The sequence below is a fragment of the Candidatus Symbiothrix dinenymphae genome, from assembly GCF_001431085.1.
The window spans coordinates 1-16,444 of the sequence record NZ_BBRU01000079.1 but is presented as its reverse complement, the minus strand read 5'-3'; the positions used below and the strand labels follow the sequence as shown (position 1 = coordinate 16,444).

Annotated in this window: 15 protein-coding genes and 1 pseudogene; 7 read left to right on the top strand and 9 right to left on the bottom strand. The window is 45.3% G+C overall.

Annotation, left to right across the window (positions count from 1 at the left end; genetic code table 11):
- Positions 1–136 precede the first annotated feature (136 nt).
- Together ASC50_RS01330 and ASC50_RS01325 are read left to right on the top strand one after the other, a co-directional pair.
- Positions 137–646, top strand: a pseudogene (locus ASC50_RS01330) (HAD-IC family P-type ATPase); the annotation flags it as partial.
- Between the two features lie 73 nt (positions 647–719).
- Positions 720–2,561, top strand: coding sequence for an ABC transporter ATP-binding protein (locus tag ASC50_RS01325; protein WP_055430438.1), 1,842 nt, complete (start codon positions 720–722; stop codon positions 2,559–2,561).
- 122 nt (positions 2,562–2,683) lie between these two features.
- Here the strand turns inward: ASC50_RS01325 and ASC50_RS01320 are convergent, their stop codons facing one another.
- Together ASC50_RS01320 and truA are read right to left on the bottom strand one after the other, a co-directional pair.
- Positions 2,684–3,196, bottom strand: a complete 513-nt coding sequence (locus ASC50_RS01320) for an LptE family protein (protein WP_055430460.1) — start codon at positions 3,194–3,196, stop codon at positions 2,684–2,686.
- Between the two features lie 7 nt (positions 3,197–3,203).
- Entirely contained in the window at positions 3,204–4,046 is an 843-nt protein-coding gene (gene truA, locus ASC50_RS01315) for a tRNA pseudouridine(38-40) synthase TruA (RefSeq protein WP_082592022.1), read from the bottom strand.
- Positions 4,047–4,153: 107 nt separating this feature from the next.
- Between truA and ASC50_RS07020 the strand changes: the two genes are divergently transcribed.
- From ASC50_RS07020 to ruvA, 4 genes are all read left to right on the top strand, one after another.
- Positions 4,154–4,369, top strand: a complete 216-nt coding sequence (locus ASC50_RS07020; protein WP_158648247.1) for a hypothetical protein — start codon at positions 4,154–4,156, stop codon at positions 4,367–4,369.
- Positions 4,370–4,472: 103 nt separating this feature from the next.
- A complete protein-coding gene (locus tag ASC50_RS01310) occupies positions 4,473–4,790 on the top strand; it encodes a nucleotidyltransferase family protein (protein ID WP_055430437.1) in 318 nt (105 codons plus the stop codon).
- Positions 4,787–5,128, top strand: coding sequence for a HepT-like ribonuclease domain-containing protein (locus ASC50_RS01305; RefSeq protein ID WP_055430436.1), 342 nt, complete (start codon positions 4,787–4,789; stop codon positions 5,126–5,128). The genes ASC50_RS01310 and ASC50_RS01305 overlap by 4 nt, the downstream gene beginning before the upstream one ends.
- 201 nt (positions 5,129–5,329) lie before the next feature.
- The gene (gene ruvA / locus ASC50_RS01300; protein ID WP_055430435.1) at positions 5,330–5,920 is read left to right on the top strand and encodes a Holliday junction branch migration protein RuvA; all 591 of its coding nucleotides are present in this window, start codon (positions 5,330–5,332) and stop codon (positions 5,918–5,920) included.
- Between the two features lie 10 nt (positions 5,921–5,930).
- Here the strand turns inward: ruvA and aroC are convergent, their stop codons facing one another.
- On the bottom strand, positions 5,931–6,950 hold the full coding sequence (aroC, locus tag ASC50_RS01295) for a chorismate synthase (RefSeq protein WP_055430434.1): 1,020 nt from the start codon (positions 6,948–6,950) through the stop codon (positions 5,931–5,933).
- Between the two features lie 134 nt (positions 6,951–7,084).
- Here aroC and ASC50_RS01290 point away from each other — a divergent pair, with 134 nt between their 5' ends.
- Entirely contained in the window at positions 7,085–8,533 is a 1,449-nt protein-coding gene (locus ASC50_RS01290) for a tetratricopeptide repeat protein (protein WP_055430433.1), read from the top strand.
- A 1-nt stretch (position 8,534) separates the two neighbouring features.
- Here ASC50_RS01290 and ASC50_RS01285 read toward each other — a convergent pair whose 3' ends face one another.
- The 6 genes from ASC50_RS01285 to ASC50_RS07015 all read right to left on the bottom strand — a co-directional run bounded on the left by ASC50_RS01285 (position 8,535) and on the right by ASC50_RS07015 (position 16,359).
- Complete coding sequence (locus ASC50_RS01285; protein WP_055430432.1) at positions 8,535–9,794, bottom strand: nucleotide sugar dehydrogenase; 1,260 nt, start codon at positions 9,792–9,794, stop codon at positions 8,535–8,537.
- A gap of 168 nt (positions 9,795–9,962) precedes the next feature.
- Positions 9,963–11,381, bottom strand: a complete 1,419-nt coding sequence (locus ASC50_RS01280; RefSeq protein WP_055430431.1) for an RNA-binding domain-containing protein — start codon at positions 11,379–11,381, stop codon at positions 9,963–9,965.
- Between the two features lie 4 nt (positions 11,382–11,385).
- Positions 11,386–13,911 (bottom strand): glycosyltransferase family protein, encoded by a 2,526-nt coding sequence (locus tag ASC50_RS01275; protein WP_056928606.1) that lies wholly within the window; start codon positions 13,909–13,911, stop codon positions 11,386–11,388.
- Positions 13,912–13,918: 7 nt separating this feature from the next.
- Entirely contained in the window at positions 13,919–15,271 is a 1,353-nt protein-coding gene (locus ASC50_RS01270; protein ID WP_055430429.1) for a hypothetical protein, read from the bottom strand.
- 3 nt (positions 15,272–15,274) lie between these two features.
- Positions 15,275–16,228, bottom strand: a complete 954-nt coding sequence (locus ASC50_RS01265; protein WP_055430428.1) for a glycosyltransferase family 2 protein — start codon at positions 16,226–16,228, stop codon at positions 15,275–15,277.
- On the bottom strand, positions 16,222–16,359 hold the full coding sequence (locus ASC50_RS07015) for a hypothetical protein (RefSeq protein WP_158648246.1): 138 nt from the start codon (positions 16,357–16,359) through the stop codon (positions 16,222–16,224). The genes ASC50_RS01265 and ASC50_RS07015 overlap by 7 nt, the downstream gene beginning before the upstream one ends.
- Positions 16,360–16,444 lie beyond the last annotated feature (85 nt).

The following is a 16,444-nucleotide window of genomic DNA, read 5'->3' as shown; positions in this document are numbered from 1 at the left end:
CTATGACGACAGTCTTTTCGGGTTTGTTGATGCTACTGTTGCTCATTGCGATTGTTGTGGGCTTGATTCGCCATCCACAATCATAGTAAAATGATAAATGCAGAAAAAATAAAGTCCATAATAGCCCGACAGCGCAACCGCCATTCAGGAGTTGAAAAAATTGGGCATCGAACCCGTGATGCTGACCGGCGACAATCTGCAAGCCGCCCGTCACATTGCCTCGCAGGTGGGCATCACAACCGTTCGCGGCTCACTGCTGCCGCAAGATAAATCCGCGATGGTCAAGCAGTTGAAGCAACAATACGGAGCCGTTGCCATGGTGGGCGATGGCGTAAACGATGCGCCCGCATTGGCAGAAGCCACCGTAGGCGTAGCGATGGGTGCCGCAGGCAGCGACACAGCATTGGAAGTGGCCAACATCGCCCTGATGAACGACAAACTGAGCCTGCTGCCCTACCTCACACGTCTGAGCCGCCGAACGTTAACCACCATCAAATGGAACACCGCAGGAGCCATCGCCGTCAAAGTGCTCTTCATCTTGCTGGCATTCATGGGCTGGAGCAACCTCGTATTCGCCATCGTAGCCGATGTGGGCGTGATGCTGGTGGTGGTGCTGATTAGTTTGCGACTGCTGAAGTTTAAATAAAATTTGTCTGAACTGTGATTTTCATAACTTTTTCGTACCTTTGCCCTCGTTCAATGAATAAAATAATGACATAATGAGAGATTTTTTTCAAATACTTCGGCGGTTTGTGCTCCCTTACAAGCGATATTTGGCTTTGAATATTGTTATGACGGTGTTGTCGGGGCTTTTGACTTTGGTTTCGTTTGGTGCGTTGATACCTATTTTGAATATTCTGTTCAAAATTGAAACCCCTGATGTCGGTGGTTATATGCCTGTGGATTGGGCGCATTTTTCGATTGATTCGTTTAAAGAGGTGTTTCAAAATAATTTGAATATGTTTATTACGGACTCTATGCAGACGCATAGTGGCACTTATATTCTGATTATTTTGGGGCTTTTTCTGATTATTACAACTTTTTTTCGGACGGCGGCGATGTATTATGCGTCGTTTTTTTTGATACCGTTGCGTACGGGCGTGGTGCGCGACATTCGTAATCAAATTAACGACAAAATAATCTCGTTGCCGTTATCTTTTTTCTCCGAAGAGCGCAAAGGGGATATTCTGGCGCGTATTTCGGGGGATGTGAACGAGGTGGAAAATTCGGTGATGAGTTCGCTGGATATGCTGTTCAAAAATCCTATTTACATCATTCTTTACCTCTTAGGGATGTTTTTGATTAGTTGGCAACTCACTCTGTTTGTGATTGTTATGCTTCCGATAGCGGGTTATATCATGGGGCAGGTCGGCAAAAATCTGAAACGCAGTTCGGCTGATGGGCAGCGGCAATGGGGCAATCTGATGTCGCAAATCGAAGAAACGCTCAGCGGGTTGCGCATCATCAAGGCATTTATCGCCGAAAAGAAAATTGAGGAGCGTTTTCACAAGACGAACGAGCAGTTCAGGAACACGACCATGCGGATTTTTCGCCGTCAACAGTTGGCGCACCCGATGAGCGAATTGCTGGGCATCATCACGGTTGCAATAGTGCTGTGGTATGGTGGTTCGTTGATTTTGTCGGACAACAGTTCGATAGAAGCGAGTTCGTTTATGTATTATTTGACGATTTTTTATATGATTATCAACCCTGCCAAAGAGTTGTCGAGGTCCGTTTATTCCATCCAAAAGGGCTTGGCGTCGATGGAGCGTGTGGACAAAATTTTGAAGGCGGAAACCAATATCACAGACCCGCAATCGCCGAAACCCATTCCATTCAACGTGCAAATCAATTACAAAGATATCTGGTTTCGCTACAAAGACAATTGGGTGCTGAAAGGCGTTAACCTGACCATTCCCAAGGGGAAAACCGTTGCGCTGGTGGGACAATCCGGCTCCGGGAAGTCCACGATGGTCGATTTGCTGCCCCGCTTCTACGATATTGAAAAAGGCACCATTCTCATCGACGGCGTGGATATTCGGGATGCCAAAGTGCACGATGTACGCCATCTGATGGGCATTGTCAATCAGGAAGCCATCCTTTTCAACGACACTTTTTTTAATAATATCGCCTTTGGGGTCGCCAATGCCACGTTGGCGGATGTGGAGGCAGCAGCCAAAATTGCCAATGCCTACGAATTTATTGTGGCAACCGACGACGGCTTTGAAACGAACATCGGCGACCGCGGCGGCAAACTGTCCGGTGGGCAGCGACAACGCATCAGCATAGCTCGCGCCGTACTAAAAAACCCGCCGATACTCATCCTTGATGAGGCAACCTCCGCCTTAGACACCGAATCGGAACGTCTCGTGCAGGATGCGCTGGAAAAATTGATGCAAAATCGCACCACCATCATCATAGCGCATCGCCTCTCAACCATCCGAAACGCCGATTTAATTTGCGTCATGCACGAAGGCGAAATTGTAGAACGCGGCACACACACTGGACTAATGTCCTTAAACGGCTATTACTCACGCCTTTGCGCAATGCAAGCCATGTGAAGCAGTTACCAGTTAGCAGTTACCAGTTACCAGCTTGGTAACTGGTAACTGTTAACTGTTAACTGGTAACTGGTAACTGGTAACTGGTAACTGGTAACTGCTAACTGGTAACTGGTAACTGACTACCAGTTGGCTACTGTGGCGTTGTAAATCATATCTACCAATTCTGTTACTATTTCGCGCACTAAACCGTCTTCCACGTCCGACAAGTTGCTGGATGCGGGAAACTCCCTGAATGCCGTGAATGTCTGGTCAACATTGGCACCCTCCTCTTTGTTGTTGGTGTAGCGCACACGGATACTTACCGTCAGGCGTGTCTGAGAGGCATACGCATCGTCTTTGACAGCCGTTCCCATGAGGTCGTAACCGGTGATTTCGCCCTCGATGTCGATGTCGGCATTGTTTTCTACTGCCGTCAAACGTGTTTGCTCCACAAAACGGTCGCGCAAGGCACGGTCAAAAGTGGGTGCCAAATTGGGATTGACCAATGCCGCACGGTTCATAAAATCCTGTATCGTAATGGTTTTCACCACTTCGTAGTTCAGTTTTCCACCCTGAAAACTGTAAGAAACAGAGCAACCGATGCCCACAAGCATCAGCAATATGCAGGAACAACTTTTAATTAACTTTTTCATATCGTCTTCATATCGGTGCATAAGCATATAGAAAAGATTGATTATCAAAATTCGCTTCACTTTTAGTTTTTGACGGTGCGGCCTCAGGCACCACTTCATCCGGAACATCGAACAGCGAGTCGTCATACTCCACTTTCACCAACGAGAGTGCCTGTGCGGGGGCAGAAGCTCCTGCGGTGTTTCGGTCTTGGTTGATTATCACCTGCCGAAACTCGTCCGGCGTCATTCTACCGCGACCGACTTCCAGCAGCGTGCCAACAACCGCACGTACCATGCTGCGTAAAAAGCGATTAGCCTGAATGGTGAACACCCACGTGCTGCCCTGCTGCTCCCAGCGGGCGTGCATGATGGTGCAGTTGTTCGTTTTGGTCTCTGTGTGGAGTTTGCTGAAACTGGTGAAGTCTTTAAATTCAAACAAAATTTGCGCCGCCTTGTTCATCAAATCATAATCTAACTCTCTGGAAATTCGATACATAAGGTGCCCGTTGAAAGGGTCTTTTTCGTGCGTCACCACATATTGATAGGTGCGCGACAAGGCACTAAAACGGGCATGCGCGTTGGCTCTGACGGGCACAATCCGGTATATGACGATGTCTCGCGGCAATACGCGGTTCAGTTTATCCGTCAGCAGGGGCAAATCCAATGCCTCTGCGCAGTCGAAATGGGCAACCATCTCCCGCGCATGCACCCCGGTGTCCGTCCGTCCGGCACCAACAATGCCCACAGGCTTCTGCAAAAGAGTCATCAGCGCATTCTGAATAGTTGCCTGCACCGTCATAGCATTATTTTGATATTGCCAACCGCAATAATTCTGCCCATTATATGCCAAAAAGATAAAATAACGATTCATGGTGCAAAGGTAGTAAATTTAAATTTGATATGGAGGAGAGGGGTTATCTAAATCTCCTTGATGCGCTATTTTTTCAAGTCCCGCAGGCTTGCCCGGAGCGCAGTCTCATGGGAACAAGACTGTGTGGCGTTCATTGTCCCGCAGGGACAAATATACATAGCCTTTTATCCCGTAGGGATTATAGCTCGGTAGAAAAGCCAATCCTCACCTCCACCCTGCATCCCGTAGGGATGCAACCGATTGCGGATGATGTTGCATCCCTACGGGATGCAGGAATGGGGGAGGCATTCCATTTCTACCGAGCTATAATCCCTACGGGATAAAACACCGTTTGCGAAATAATAGCACCTGAAAAAAAGATTTAGTTAATGGTTTTTTATCCGCTTTTTATTCAGAAAAATGTTGTACCTTTGCACCAAAAAACGGATGGTTACAATTGAATCTACAAGGTTGCGAAATCATGTGAGAGCGCACAAAAGCGAACTCTATGACAAGATGTCTCAATATGGGGCATCAAATTTGCGCATATTTGGTTCGGTGGCGCGTGGCGATGCCACTGCCGATAGTGATATAGATTTTTTGGTGGATATTGACCCCAAAGAACATTCACTGTTTGGCTCAATTCTTGGCATTGAGTATGATTTTTCAAATATTCTCGGAATGGATGTTGATTTGACCACTACCAAAACGGTAACTCCGGCGATTCGAGAAGATATGAATAGTTATGAGGTGATTGCACTATGAAAAACATTAAAAGCGAATTAGAACTGATAATCAAATACATTGACGAGTGCTTAGAAGAGTATCCGCTCACTAAATCCGAAGATTTTTACACCCGACGTTTGGCATTCAAATCTGTAGCACTTGACTTGATTCAGGTGGGCGAACACGCAAACAGAGTTCCAAAAGGGTTTCAGTCCGACCATGCAGATATTCCTTGGTCGCTTATCATAGGGTTCAGAAACATTGCAGTACATTCTTACGATGGTTTAGATGAAAATTTGGTTTATGAAATCATTGAAAAAGATGTGCCAAAACTTCGAGAGCAGATTTATCCTCTATTGTTCATTAGTTTGGCATAATCCGGCACCTTGCCAGAGAAATACGCAAATCATTGGAGTGAAGGTTTGTGTCTTGCCCCGATGATTATCATGCACCGGAAAGAGATTTTTCAATGTCCAAATTTGCGTTTCGCCCCTTTGTTATCCAAAAAATGAGTAACTTTGCGGCATTGTTCTACAAAGAGCATTTTAAAATTAAATTGCGGCTAAAAAATCAGCATTATGTTAGAATATATTAAAGGAGAAATTGTGGAATTGACACCTGCTTCCGTTGTTGTGGAGGTGAATGGGTTGGGTTATTTTGTGAGTATTTCGTTGAATACTTACTCGGCTTTGAGTGCGCAAAAAACGTGCCAACTGTTTGTGTATGAGGCTATTCGGGAGGATGCACATTTGCTGTTCGGCTTTGTGGAAAAGCGCGAACGGGATTTGTTTTTGCTGCTGATTTCGGTGTCCGGAGTGGGTGCCAACACCGCGCGGATGGTGCTCTCATCCTTAGCCGTCTATGAATTGGAGGGCATCATCGCAACGGGCAACGCCAACGCGCTGAAAACCGTCAAAGGCATCGGTGCCAAAACGGCAGAACGCATCATTCTCGACCTGAAAGACAAGGTGAAATTGGGTGCAACGCCGTCCGGCGCACCCGCCAGCCCGATGGCAATCACCTCCGAAACAGCCAAAGAAGCCGTTGCTGCCTTGGTTATGTTGGGCTTCAACCAGCCTGCCGCGCAAAAAGTGGTGAGCAAAATAGCCGCTTCCGAGCCGACACTTTCTGTGGAACAGATGATAAAAAATGCGCTTAAAGCACTTTAAGCAAGGGATTTTACTTCAATAACGAATAATCCAAAAGGGTCATCGCCGCCATTGCTTCCACGATGGGGACGGCGCGGGGGAGAACGCAAGGGTCGTGTCGCCCGCTCACCTCTTTCAGCAAGGTGGCTACCGGCTTGAATGCTACCCTGAAATAGATGTCTTCGCCGTTGGAAATGCCGCCCTGAATGCCTCCTGAGTTGTTGGTTCGGGTGCCAAGCGAGCCGTCTTCGCGCGTATAAAATTGGTCGTTTACTTCCGAGCCGCGTTGATGTACACCTGCGAAGCCCATGCCGTAGTCAAACCCTTTTGCCGCATTGATGCCAAGCATCGCACTGCCCAGAGCCGCGTGCAACTTTCCAAAAACGGGTTCGCCCAAGCCCACGGGAACGCCCTGACAGACGCAGGAAACAACCCCGCCAATGGTGTCGCCGTCGTCGCGCACCTGCTGAATCAGGTCAATCATCTGCTGAGCCGTTTTTGCATCCGGACAACGCACGGGAGTGGACTCTATTTGGCTGAAATCCAATTGTTTGTAGGGAATTTCCAATTTAATGGTACCCACCTGCGAAGTGTAAGCCGTCACCGAAATGCCTTTTTCGCGGAGCACCAATTTTGCCACCGCGCCGCCCACCACACGGGCGATGGTTTCGCGGGCAGACGAGCGTCCGCCGCCCCGATGGTCGCGGATGCCGTACTTCATTTGATAGGTGAAATCGGCGTGCGAGGGGCGAAACTGCGTTTTCAGTTTGTCGTAGTCCGCCGAATGTTGATTGCCGTTGCGCACGATAAACCCAATCGGGGTGCCTGTGGTTTGTCCTTCAAAGATGCCGGACAGAAATTCCACCCGGTCGTCCTCGTGGCGCGAAGTGGTGAGCGCAGATTGCCCCGGTTTGCGACGGCTTAACTCGCTCTGTATAAACGCCGTATCCAAACGAATACCGGCAGGGCAGCCGTCAATAATGCCCCCAATCGCCTCGCCGTGCGACTCCCCAAAAGAGGTCAGACGGAATATATTGCCAAATGTGTTCATGTTTTTTTAACTTTTGCGCAAAGGTAATAATTAGTTATGAGTTATGAGTTATGAGTTGTGATTTTTTTTGATTTAATCAATTGAAAAACACAAATTCAGACAAAAAGCGTACCTTTGCAGTCTGAATAACAAATATGAAACGCCAACTACTCATAGCACTCTGCATACTGGTGACTGCTAACTGGTCACCGGTAACTGTAAAAGCGCAAATCAACACCGACAGGATGATTTTGATTGGGCGCAACGCTCTGTATTTGGAGGATTATGTGATGGCGATTCAGCATTTCAATCAGGTGATTAAAGCCAAGCCCTATTTGGCGGAGCCTTATCTCTATCGGGCGATTGCAAAATACAGTTTGGACGATTTCAAAGGGGCAGAAAACGACCTCACACTGTGCCTCGAGCGCAATTCTTTTCTCCCGCAAGCCTATTGGTGTCGCGGGGCAAGCAGGCAAAACAGAGGCGACTTCGAGAATGCAATTGCCGACTATTCCAAGGGGTTGAAATTTTTGCCGGAAGATAAGCAAATGCTTCTAAATCAAGCTATTGCATACGCTCAAACGAAAGATTACGATGCCGCACTCCAAAATCTGGATTTGTTGGTAAAATACCATCCCAACTTCCCACAGAGCTATATGGCGCGGGGGTCGGTGTATGGCGAAAAAGGCGACACGGCTCAGGCGTTTGCCAACTACGACAAGGCGTTGGCGTTGGACAAAAATTATGCCCCCGTCTATGCTCAGCGGGCGATTCTCTATTTGCAACAAGAAATGTACACACAAGCCCTGATGGATTGCAATCGAGCCATTCTGTTAGAGCCGGATAGGGCGGGCTACTACATCAATCGGGGCTTGGCACGCTACCATTTGAATGATTTGCGCGGTGCGATGGCGGATTACGATAAGGTGCTCACGATGGATGCGCACAACCAGATAGCGCAATTCAACCGTGGATTGCTTCGGGCGCAAGTGGGCGACACGCACGGTGCGATTGATGATTTCAACCGCGTGCTGGAGTGGGATACCGAGAATTTTATGGCGATGTACAACCTCTCGCTGCTGCACAAAGAACTCGGCAACCTCAAAGAGTCGCGTGCCTATTTGGAAAAAGTGGTGGCAGAATATCCCAATTCCATCCTTGCGGCTACGCAAACGGAGGTTAAGGTGGATAAAACGAAAAAAACGCGCGAAAAATCGGACAAAAACATCAGCAAATTCAACCGCCTCGTGGTGTATGATGCCGATGAGGAACAGAAGTCGAAATACGCCGACGAGCTACGCGGACGGGTGCAAGACCGCGAAGTGAAAATTGATTTGGAGCCACCCTTTGCGGATGCAGACGATGAAAATCTCCCGTTCAACCGCGCCTACGCGCTCAATCAGCAAAAAGACCATCCGGCAGCTATTGCAGCATACACCGAAGCCATCCAAAGCAATCCCGAATTTGCAAAAGCCTACTACAATCGCGGCTTAACCTACTTATACATAGGCGAAAACGACCTCGGCATCGCCGACCTCAGCAAAGCCGGCGAACTCGGACTAATCAATGCTTACTCGGTAATAAAAAAGATGGCGGCAGAATAATTTACAGTCTCCCATGCACAAGCTCCTTATCCAACACCCCTTTAACATCAAAGAGTATCGTGGGTTGCCGTTTCACAAAACTAAAATCAATCGCCTTGAATTGGTCGTGACCGGTAGCCAGCACAATCCCGTTGTATTGCGTTAAATCGGGCAACGCTTCCAACAATTCAATTTGATATTCTCGCCAAACTTCGTCTTTCAGCGCGTACGGGTCGTAAACATCGACCACTACGCCATAGTCTTTCAGTTCGTTGATGACATCGACCACTTTCGTGTTGCGGATGTCGGGGCAATTTTCTTTGAACGTGAAACCGAGCACCAGCACCTTGCTTCCGGCAATCTTTATCGCCTGGCTAATCATTAGTTTCACCACTTTGGATGCCACAAAACGCCCCATTTCATCGTTCACAGCCCGTCCGGAAAGGATGACTTGCGGATTGTAGCCAAGTCGCTGCGACTTGTGCGAGAGGTAATACGGGTCAACGCTGATGCAATGCCCGCCCACCAAACCGGGTGTGAATTTCAGAAAATTCCACTTGGTGGCTGCGGCTTCCAACACCTCCAAGGTGTCTATTCCCATTTTGTCGAAAATCAGAGCCAGCTCATTCACAAACGAGATGTTGACATCCCGTTGCGCATTTTCAATCGCCTTGCTCGCCTCTGCCACCCGAATGGAGGAGGTTTTGAAAACGCCTGCTTCGATGATTGAAGCGTACAATTTTTCCACAGCATCCGCGATTTCGGGCGTGGAGCCGGAAACCACTTTTTTTATGCGTGTCAGGGTGTTTTTTTTGTCGCCGGGGTTGATGCGTTCGGGCGAGTAGCCGCAGAAAAAATCCACATTGTATTTCAATCCGGACACTTGTTCTAAAACAGGCACGCAATCTTCCTCCGTGCAGCCCGGATAAACCGTTGATTCATAGATAACTATGTCGCCTTTTTTCAATACAGAGCCGACTGTTTGCGTGGCGGCAAGCAAAGGCTGCAAATCCGGCGTTTTGAATTTGGTTATCGGCGTGGGCACCGTCACGATGTAGATATTGCACGAACTGATTGATTTTACATCGCAGCTCAATGTCAAATTATTAGCCAAAACGGATAATAAAGTGGCATTATCCACTTCGCCGGTATAATCAGTGCCGGATTGCAGTTCCTGAATCCGCTTCGGGTTCACATCAAAACCGCACACCGGCTGTTTTTTTCCAAACTCTACAGCTAACGGCAGCCCTACATAGCCCAAACCAATTATTGCAATTTTCATTTTTCTGAATTTATTGTTATTATCTCAATTCCGTAATTTAAAGTGCCATTTATGCCATTAAAGTGCCATTTAAAGTGCCATATTTTAAACCGACATTTAAACCGACATTTAAACCGACATTTAAACCGACATTTAAAGTGACATTTAAAGTGACATTTAAAGTGACATTTAAAGTGACATTTTAAAAAGTATTACCCAGTATCCATCTTTCTTTGACCCATTTCGTTCGATAATTTTTTCAGCGGCTAATTGAGCAATAATTCTTTTAATCGTTCTTGTAGTAACAGAAAGCCTTTGAGACATTTCTATTATCGTCATTTTTGGATTTTCCTGAATTAACTTCAGTACTTTATCCGCATGTTTAATATTGCTAACTCGTTCAAAATCAAATGTTTCATAACCTTCTTTTTCATACCTTATAGTTAATTTGAAAACATCGCTTTCTTCCATGACAGGCAGGGCGTTTTTGTCGTTCAGATATAGCGGGCAATAGTGAAACATCTTTTTGACCCCGGAACCTAAATCTTCTACCCACTCCAATTGTCTGAAAAAGGCGGCGATATTGGGATTTTTAGAGTGGGGTTTTAGGTTTTCCGGCGTGATTTGCCCCATATTGTATGGAATATTCCAATTTTCCGTTACTACCGTTTCCTTAAAAACAGTTAATGAGGTGTGAAAATTTACGGCGTATTCCCTATGAATGAGTAAGTTACATATCATTTCCCGAAATATGATGTCGCGAATACTTTTGCGTTGGATGCCCTCCAAGAAAAATCGGTCGGGCGTATGTTTCTGAACAAAAGCCATTAAGCGGTCGTATGCCTGTATCAGATTACACTCAATCACGTCCCTGTCGTCATATCGCTCCACATCGTCTTTGCGGCATAACGCATCTATCCTGTAATGTGGGCAAACCGTGCCGACTGTAACATCTGTTCCAAAAAGCAATGCCGCAGCCATCGTGTAGCCTTCCTGCCCCGTTTTGTCATCTTTTCGATACAACTTCGACGACCGCAAAATTTCCTCATTACTCATCTTTAGCCAAGGATGAGTTCTGCCGGTGTTGGCGGACACAATATTTCTTACCGTGTCAAAATCTTCCTGCACAAAATCACTCATTTGCAGGTATGGAAACACTTTATTCTCCGTATATCCGTCAAATTTGCGCAAAAACAGTGTAGAAATTTGATGATTGGTCATCAACCGATAATCGCCTTCATGATTGCGGTCGTAATAAATGTTCAAATGTGTGTGCGCTTGCGAACTTTCCGGCACATAGATGCAGATAATTTTTTTCTCGTCTATTTCAACCACTTCACTTGTGAGATAAAACGTTGGCGAAATAATCTTCGGATTGTTCATATCGTCAGCCAGCGTCTTCAATTGAGTAGGCAAAGAGTCCTCCATGATGCCCTCAATGTGACCATTGTCTTTAACACCGAGCAAAATATGTCCACCCTTTCGATTTAAGAACGCGCAGATGGTTTCAAATACACTGCGAGGCAATACTGAATGAGCGGTTTTAAATTCAACATTCAAACCTTCGCCTTGGGCTATTATGGACTTTATTTTTTCTGCATTTATCATTTTACTATGATTGTGGATGGCGAATCAAGCCCACAACAATCGCAATGAGCAACAGTAGCATCAACAAACCCGAAAAGACTGTCGTCATAGTGCCTGCAAATTTCATATCATCGGGGTCAAACACCATTTTGATTTCATGCTCGCCAGCCGGAACAACCAAGGCACGCAAAATCCAGTTGGCGCGACTAATCGGCACCCGCTCACCGTCAATAAAGGCTTTCCAACCATTTTTGTAATACACCTCCGAGAAAATTGCCAACGCCGCCTGCGCAGACGACGATTTATACTCCACCCGATTAGGAAAATAAGCCGTCATCACAATAGAAGCCGCCGAATCAACCGGCAACGTAGCCGGTAATTGGTAATTGGTAATTGATAATTGAAACTGCCTGTCAAACACCGCCTCCGTCTTCGGATTAAGCGTTTGCAAAGCCGCCATTTCTTCATCGGGAGTATCCACAAAGCGGTATGATTGCACAAACCATGCGTTGCCATTGGCTGCCGGATTGACTATAGGCGGCTGTCCGGTATTGTAGATGATATACTTGGCATTCAGCATATTAAGAGTTGGGCAGTTGGCGAAAACCGCCTCCAAATCGCTCTGCTGCTTTGCTGATTGCAATTGTCGGATAATTGCATTTTCCTCCTGTGATAGCCTGCGGTCAATCAAATCCTGATAGCGACCCAACTTTGCTGCGTGGTAGCCACCGATGGACTTGTGGAAATACGATGTGCGCGATTCGTTCCATGTTCCTTGCAAATTCAGCACGCGATAGGAGGGCGATGTATCGCGCAAAATCCACTCATCGGCAACGGTTTTGGGAAACTGCTGCTCCGTGTGTTTCTTTGCAGTCATAAAATTGCCATCATTCAAATAGCGTTTGTCCACCGTCCATAAATCGCACAATATCAACACAATCAGTCCGCCCGCCAAATAAGGCAACACCTTCCGGCGATTTTTGGATTGAATATACACAAACACCAACCCCGCCGCCAATGCAATATACATGAGCGACCGAAAGGCATCCGACGCCAACAAATCCTTGCGGTCGGCAAGCAATGCCTGATAATACCAATCGGGGGCTTGACCGGTAATTTGACCATCGTAATTCACTGATTCAAAATCAAAAAAGGCACCCGGTATGAGCCACATCAACAAGCAAATGCCGCCCGTGACGCCCGCCGACCAGTACAATGATTTTGTCAATTTTATTTTCTCTATTTGGGTATTTATCAATTCTTTAATCGCCAAAACAGCCAAGAAGGGAAATGTGAAAGATGTTATCACCAAAGCCGTTTCCACCGCACGAAATTTGGCATACAGCGGAAAATGATAATACATCCAATCATTAAACCAAGCCAAATTTCGCCCCCAAGCCAACATAATAAAGAAGACAGAAGCACCCAGCAGCCACCATTTTGCCCTGCCTGGGACGATGAATAACGCCAGCAGAAACAAGAAACAAACCACCGCGCCAAGATATGCCGGACCCGACGTGAACGGTTTATCGCCCCAATAGGTTTGCGCACGCACCTCCTTGCCCACCTGTGCGCCGTGTGCTCTCAATTCTTTGTATAGATGCGAATCTTTGCCGAGCGAACCTCCCGATTCGCCTCCTTTAGCGTTGGGTATCATCAAGTTAAGCGTTTCCGCTTTGCCATAGCTCCAAGCAAACACATAGTCTTTGTCCAAGCCATCCACCGCAGAAATGGTTGGAGCAGCGTTTTCCGCACTTTCAAGCGGGGTCAATTCGGCTTTTCCGCGCATACTCGTTTGTCCCGATTCGTAGTTCAGATATAAAGCGGACGAATTGGCTAAAATGGCGAAAATCACCCCACCGGCAAAAATGCCTGTGGTGATACCCAGCCGTTTATATTCCTTTTTTCGCAAGACTTCAACCAAGAACCCTATATATAAGATAGCGCAGAAAATTGCCGCATAATAGGCTATTTGCAAGTGATTGTGCTGAATCACAGACGCCAAACCAAAGGAAAACGTTAGAAATCCCATCCACCATTTCTGTCGAAAGAGTAAGACTATTCCCGCTATCAGGAGCGGCACATACGCCAATACCCATAATTTGGTCCAATGTCCGGCAACGAGAATAATCAAATTATAGGAAGAAAAAGTCGTTGCAATAGCTCCCAGGGCTGCCAACCACCAACTTGCACCCAAGCACAAAAATAAAATATAGGACGTGATAAGCAATAATAAAATTGGATTTCCTATTGTACGGATTTGGAATACATTGTTGATAAGAGATTCACCTCCTATCCAAACAATAAAATTCACGCCGCCACTATCATAACCACCAATGTGATAGGTTGGCATACCGGAAAACATCGAATTGGTCCAACCCGACGACTGCCCGTATGCTGCTACTTCCTGCACCATGCCTGCCCAATTACTCACATCGCCTTGTTGCAAGACTTTTCCTTCAAACGAAGGATAAAAATACACTAAAACCAGCAAAAAGAAACTCAAAAGAACTCCCACATGCGGCACTATTTTTTTCAATTGTGTGTTCATAAATTTTCTATAATGGCGACAAAGGTACAATTTTTTTCTTAATCGCAACCCAATCTATACTTTCTCCGTAAGCCAGAAGTAACGCAAAAACACTAATCATTTGTGCGCGGTAGGTGAATGTAGAATGGACGGCAGAATGATTAGTCGCCATAAGATACCACAAATACGGTAGCATGGCGATTAATAAATAGGCATAGAAAACAGGAGAAAGTTTACTTTTCTTTCTAAATATGAACCAGCCTGTAAGTAAAGCAACTACGATACATAGAGTGGGACCCAAATAAAGTTCAATGACTAATCGATACACATTGTGTGCAAGGCTGATAAATCTCATCCCCGTAAAACCAATATTATTGCCATATATATGGCTAAATAGACCGAAATCTTCTGCCCCACCTATTCTATTTAATAATGCCCCAGCAAAGGTTTGGAAAATGTTTATACCAAAAGCAGCCGCGACTATGGGCTTCATCCCCCAAGTTAAAGCATAGCCTAATCCCCAGCACAACACTAATTTGGATAGGAAAAATAAAATTTGCTTAAATGATTGAGTGTTAATAAATTTTGTGTGCTTCATTACAATGAAAATCAAAGGAATGCCTAAAGTGACCATAGGGGCAGTGAGAAAATCTATAAACGATGTTAAGGAACCGGCAATGAAAAGAATTTTCATGTAGCTCGACTCTTTGCTGAAATTCCGGATAAGTATCAAAAGGGCACATATAAACGCAATATAAAAACAGATTATATACTGAAATACCAAAGGGATGCAAAACCAATTGATATACATCAAAGATAATGCCAAAGCCGATGCAGCAAAACCGCCAAATTTTCGTGCCGTCAATATAACCAACAGAAAAACAAGCAGATTAAAAATAAAAACATTGATTTTGCGCAAGTCTAAGTAATCAAAAAAGACAAGCAACGGTCGCCATACCGCTATATATCCGTGCCAATACTGGCTATAAATTCCGGAAGCAGTCGCTTCGCCTCTCACAGTTGCACATAAATCGGGTATCGCACCTTCTCCGACAACCTTTCCCGTCAATTTATTGGTTAATGCACTTTTCAGAGGATGTTCATTATCAATGTTATAGATATTGTTCATCATAAGAGCATCTGTTCCATCATCAAGGCGCGTTGCGCCTAATTGGTGCCCATAAATTGCTCTGTCAAAATAAATTGGCTCGCGTATAAATCCGTCCTCCATAATTTGAGCGGAAGTCTTAATGTTTTCCTGAATACGTTTTGAAGGGATAATTGAAGAAAGATACAGCGCACAACTGTATACCACGATTAATGATACAAACAGTACCACGCCTTTACCTGCATTTTTTTTAGAGAAACTACACTTTTCCATAATTCATAAATTATTTTTATATAACGTTTTAAATAACCGCATTTTATTCCGCTCAATTTGAAACGATTGCAAATATTGTTTCCGAAGACTATCCAAAATCAGTCCGCACACAAAAAACAATAACGACAACACCATCACTATTGATGCCACAATCAAAGTCGGAAAATTAGGCACCAGCCCCACTTCAATATACTGAAGCAATATCGGAATAAACGCTACCACCGATACAACAAAAAGAATAATTGACAGCGTTCCAAAAAAGAGAAACGGGCGTGTGTCCTTAAATAAATTGAAAATTGTTAATAGCACTTTAAAGCCATCGCTGAGGGTGTTTAATTTGGAAACGCTCCCTTCCGGACGGTTCCGATATGCAATTGCTATTTCGGATATATTGAAACCTTTATCCAACGCATGAATGGTCATTTCCGTTTCAATCTCAAACCCTTTCGATAAAATTGGGAAAGTTTTTACAAAGTCATAACTAAAAACTCGATAACCGGACATGATATCTTTGATAGAATTATCAAATATTTTATTGATTAACCAGCGTACCAGTTTATTGCCTGAGTTATGAAGTGGTCGCTTATTTTCCGTGAAATAAGTGGAAGAAAGTCTATCGCCAATGACCACATCTTTCCCGTTTTCTATCGCTTCGCCCAACAAAACCATCGCTGATTCAGCAGGATAGGTATCGTCACCATCAACCATCAAATAGTAATCCGCCTCAATGTCGCGAAACATTGCGCAAATGACATTCCCTTTGCCCTGTTTGTATTCGTGGCGAACAATCGCTCCGGACAGGGCTGCTATTTCTGCTGTCCCATCTGTGGAATTATTATCATACACATAAATACTTGCATCAGGAAGCTCGTTTCTGAAATTTTTAATTACAGCGGCAATCGTGCCGGCTTCATTATAACAAGGTATGAGAACTGCTATTTGTCTTGAATTTACCATCGGTAACTGGTTTTTTTTCGGCGGCAAAGGTCAACCATTTCACCTGTTGCTTTCGTCAAAATGATACTCTCCTCATCCGGCACATTTCTGAAAATCTCCTGTACTTTTGATAAAATGGTGAAATCCATCATGGCAGGCAAGTTAATTGGTTAATACTTGACTCGCGATGACGGCGACCGAAACATCCCGAAGTGTTAATAAACGTTAAAATTGGGG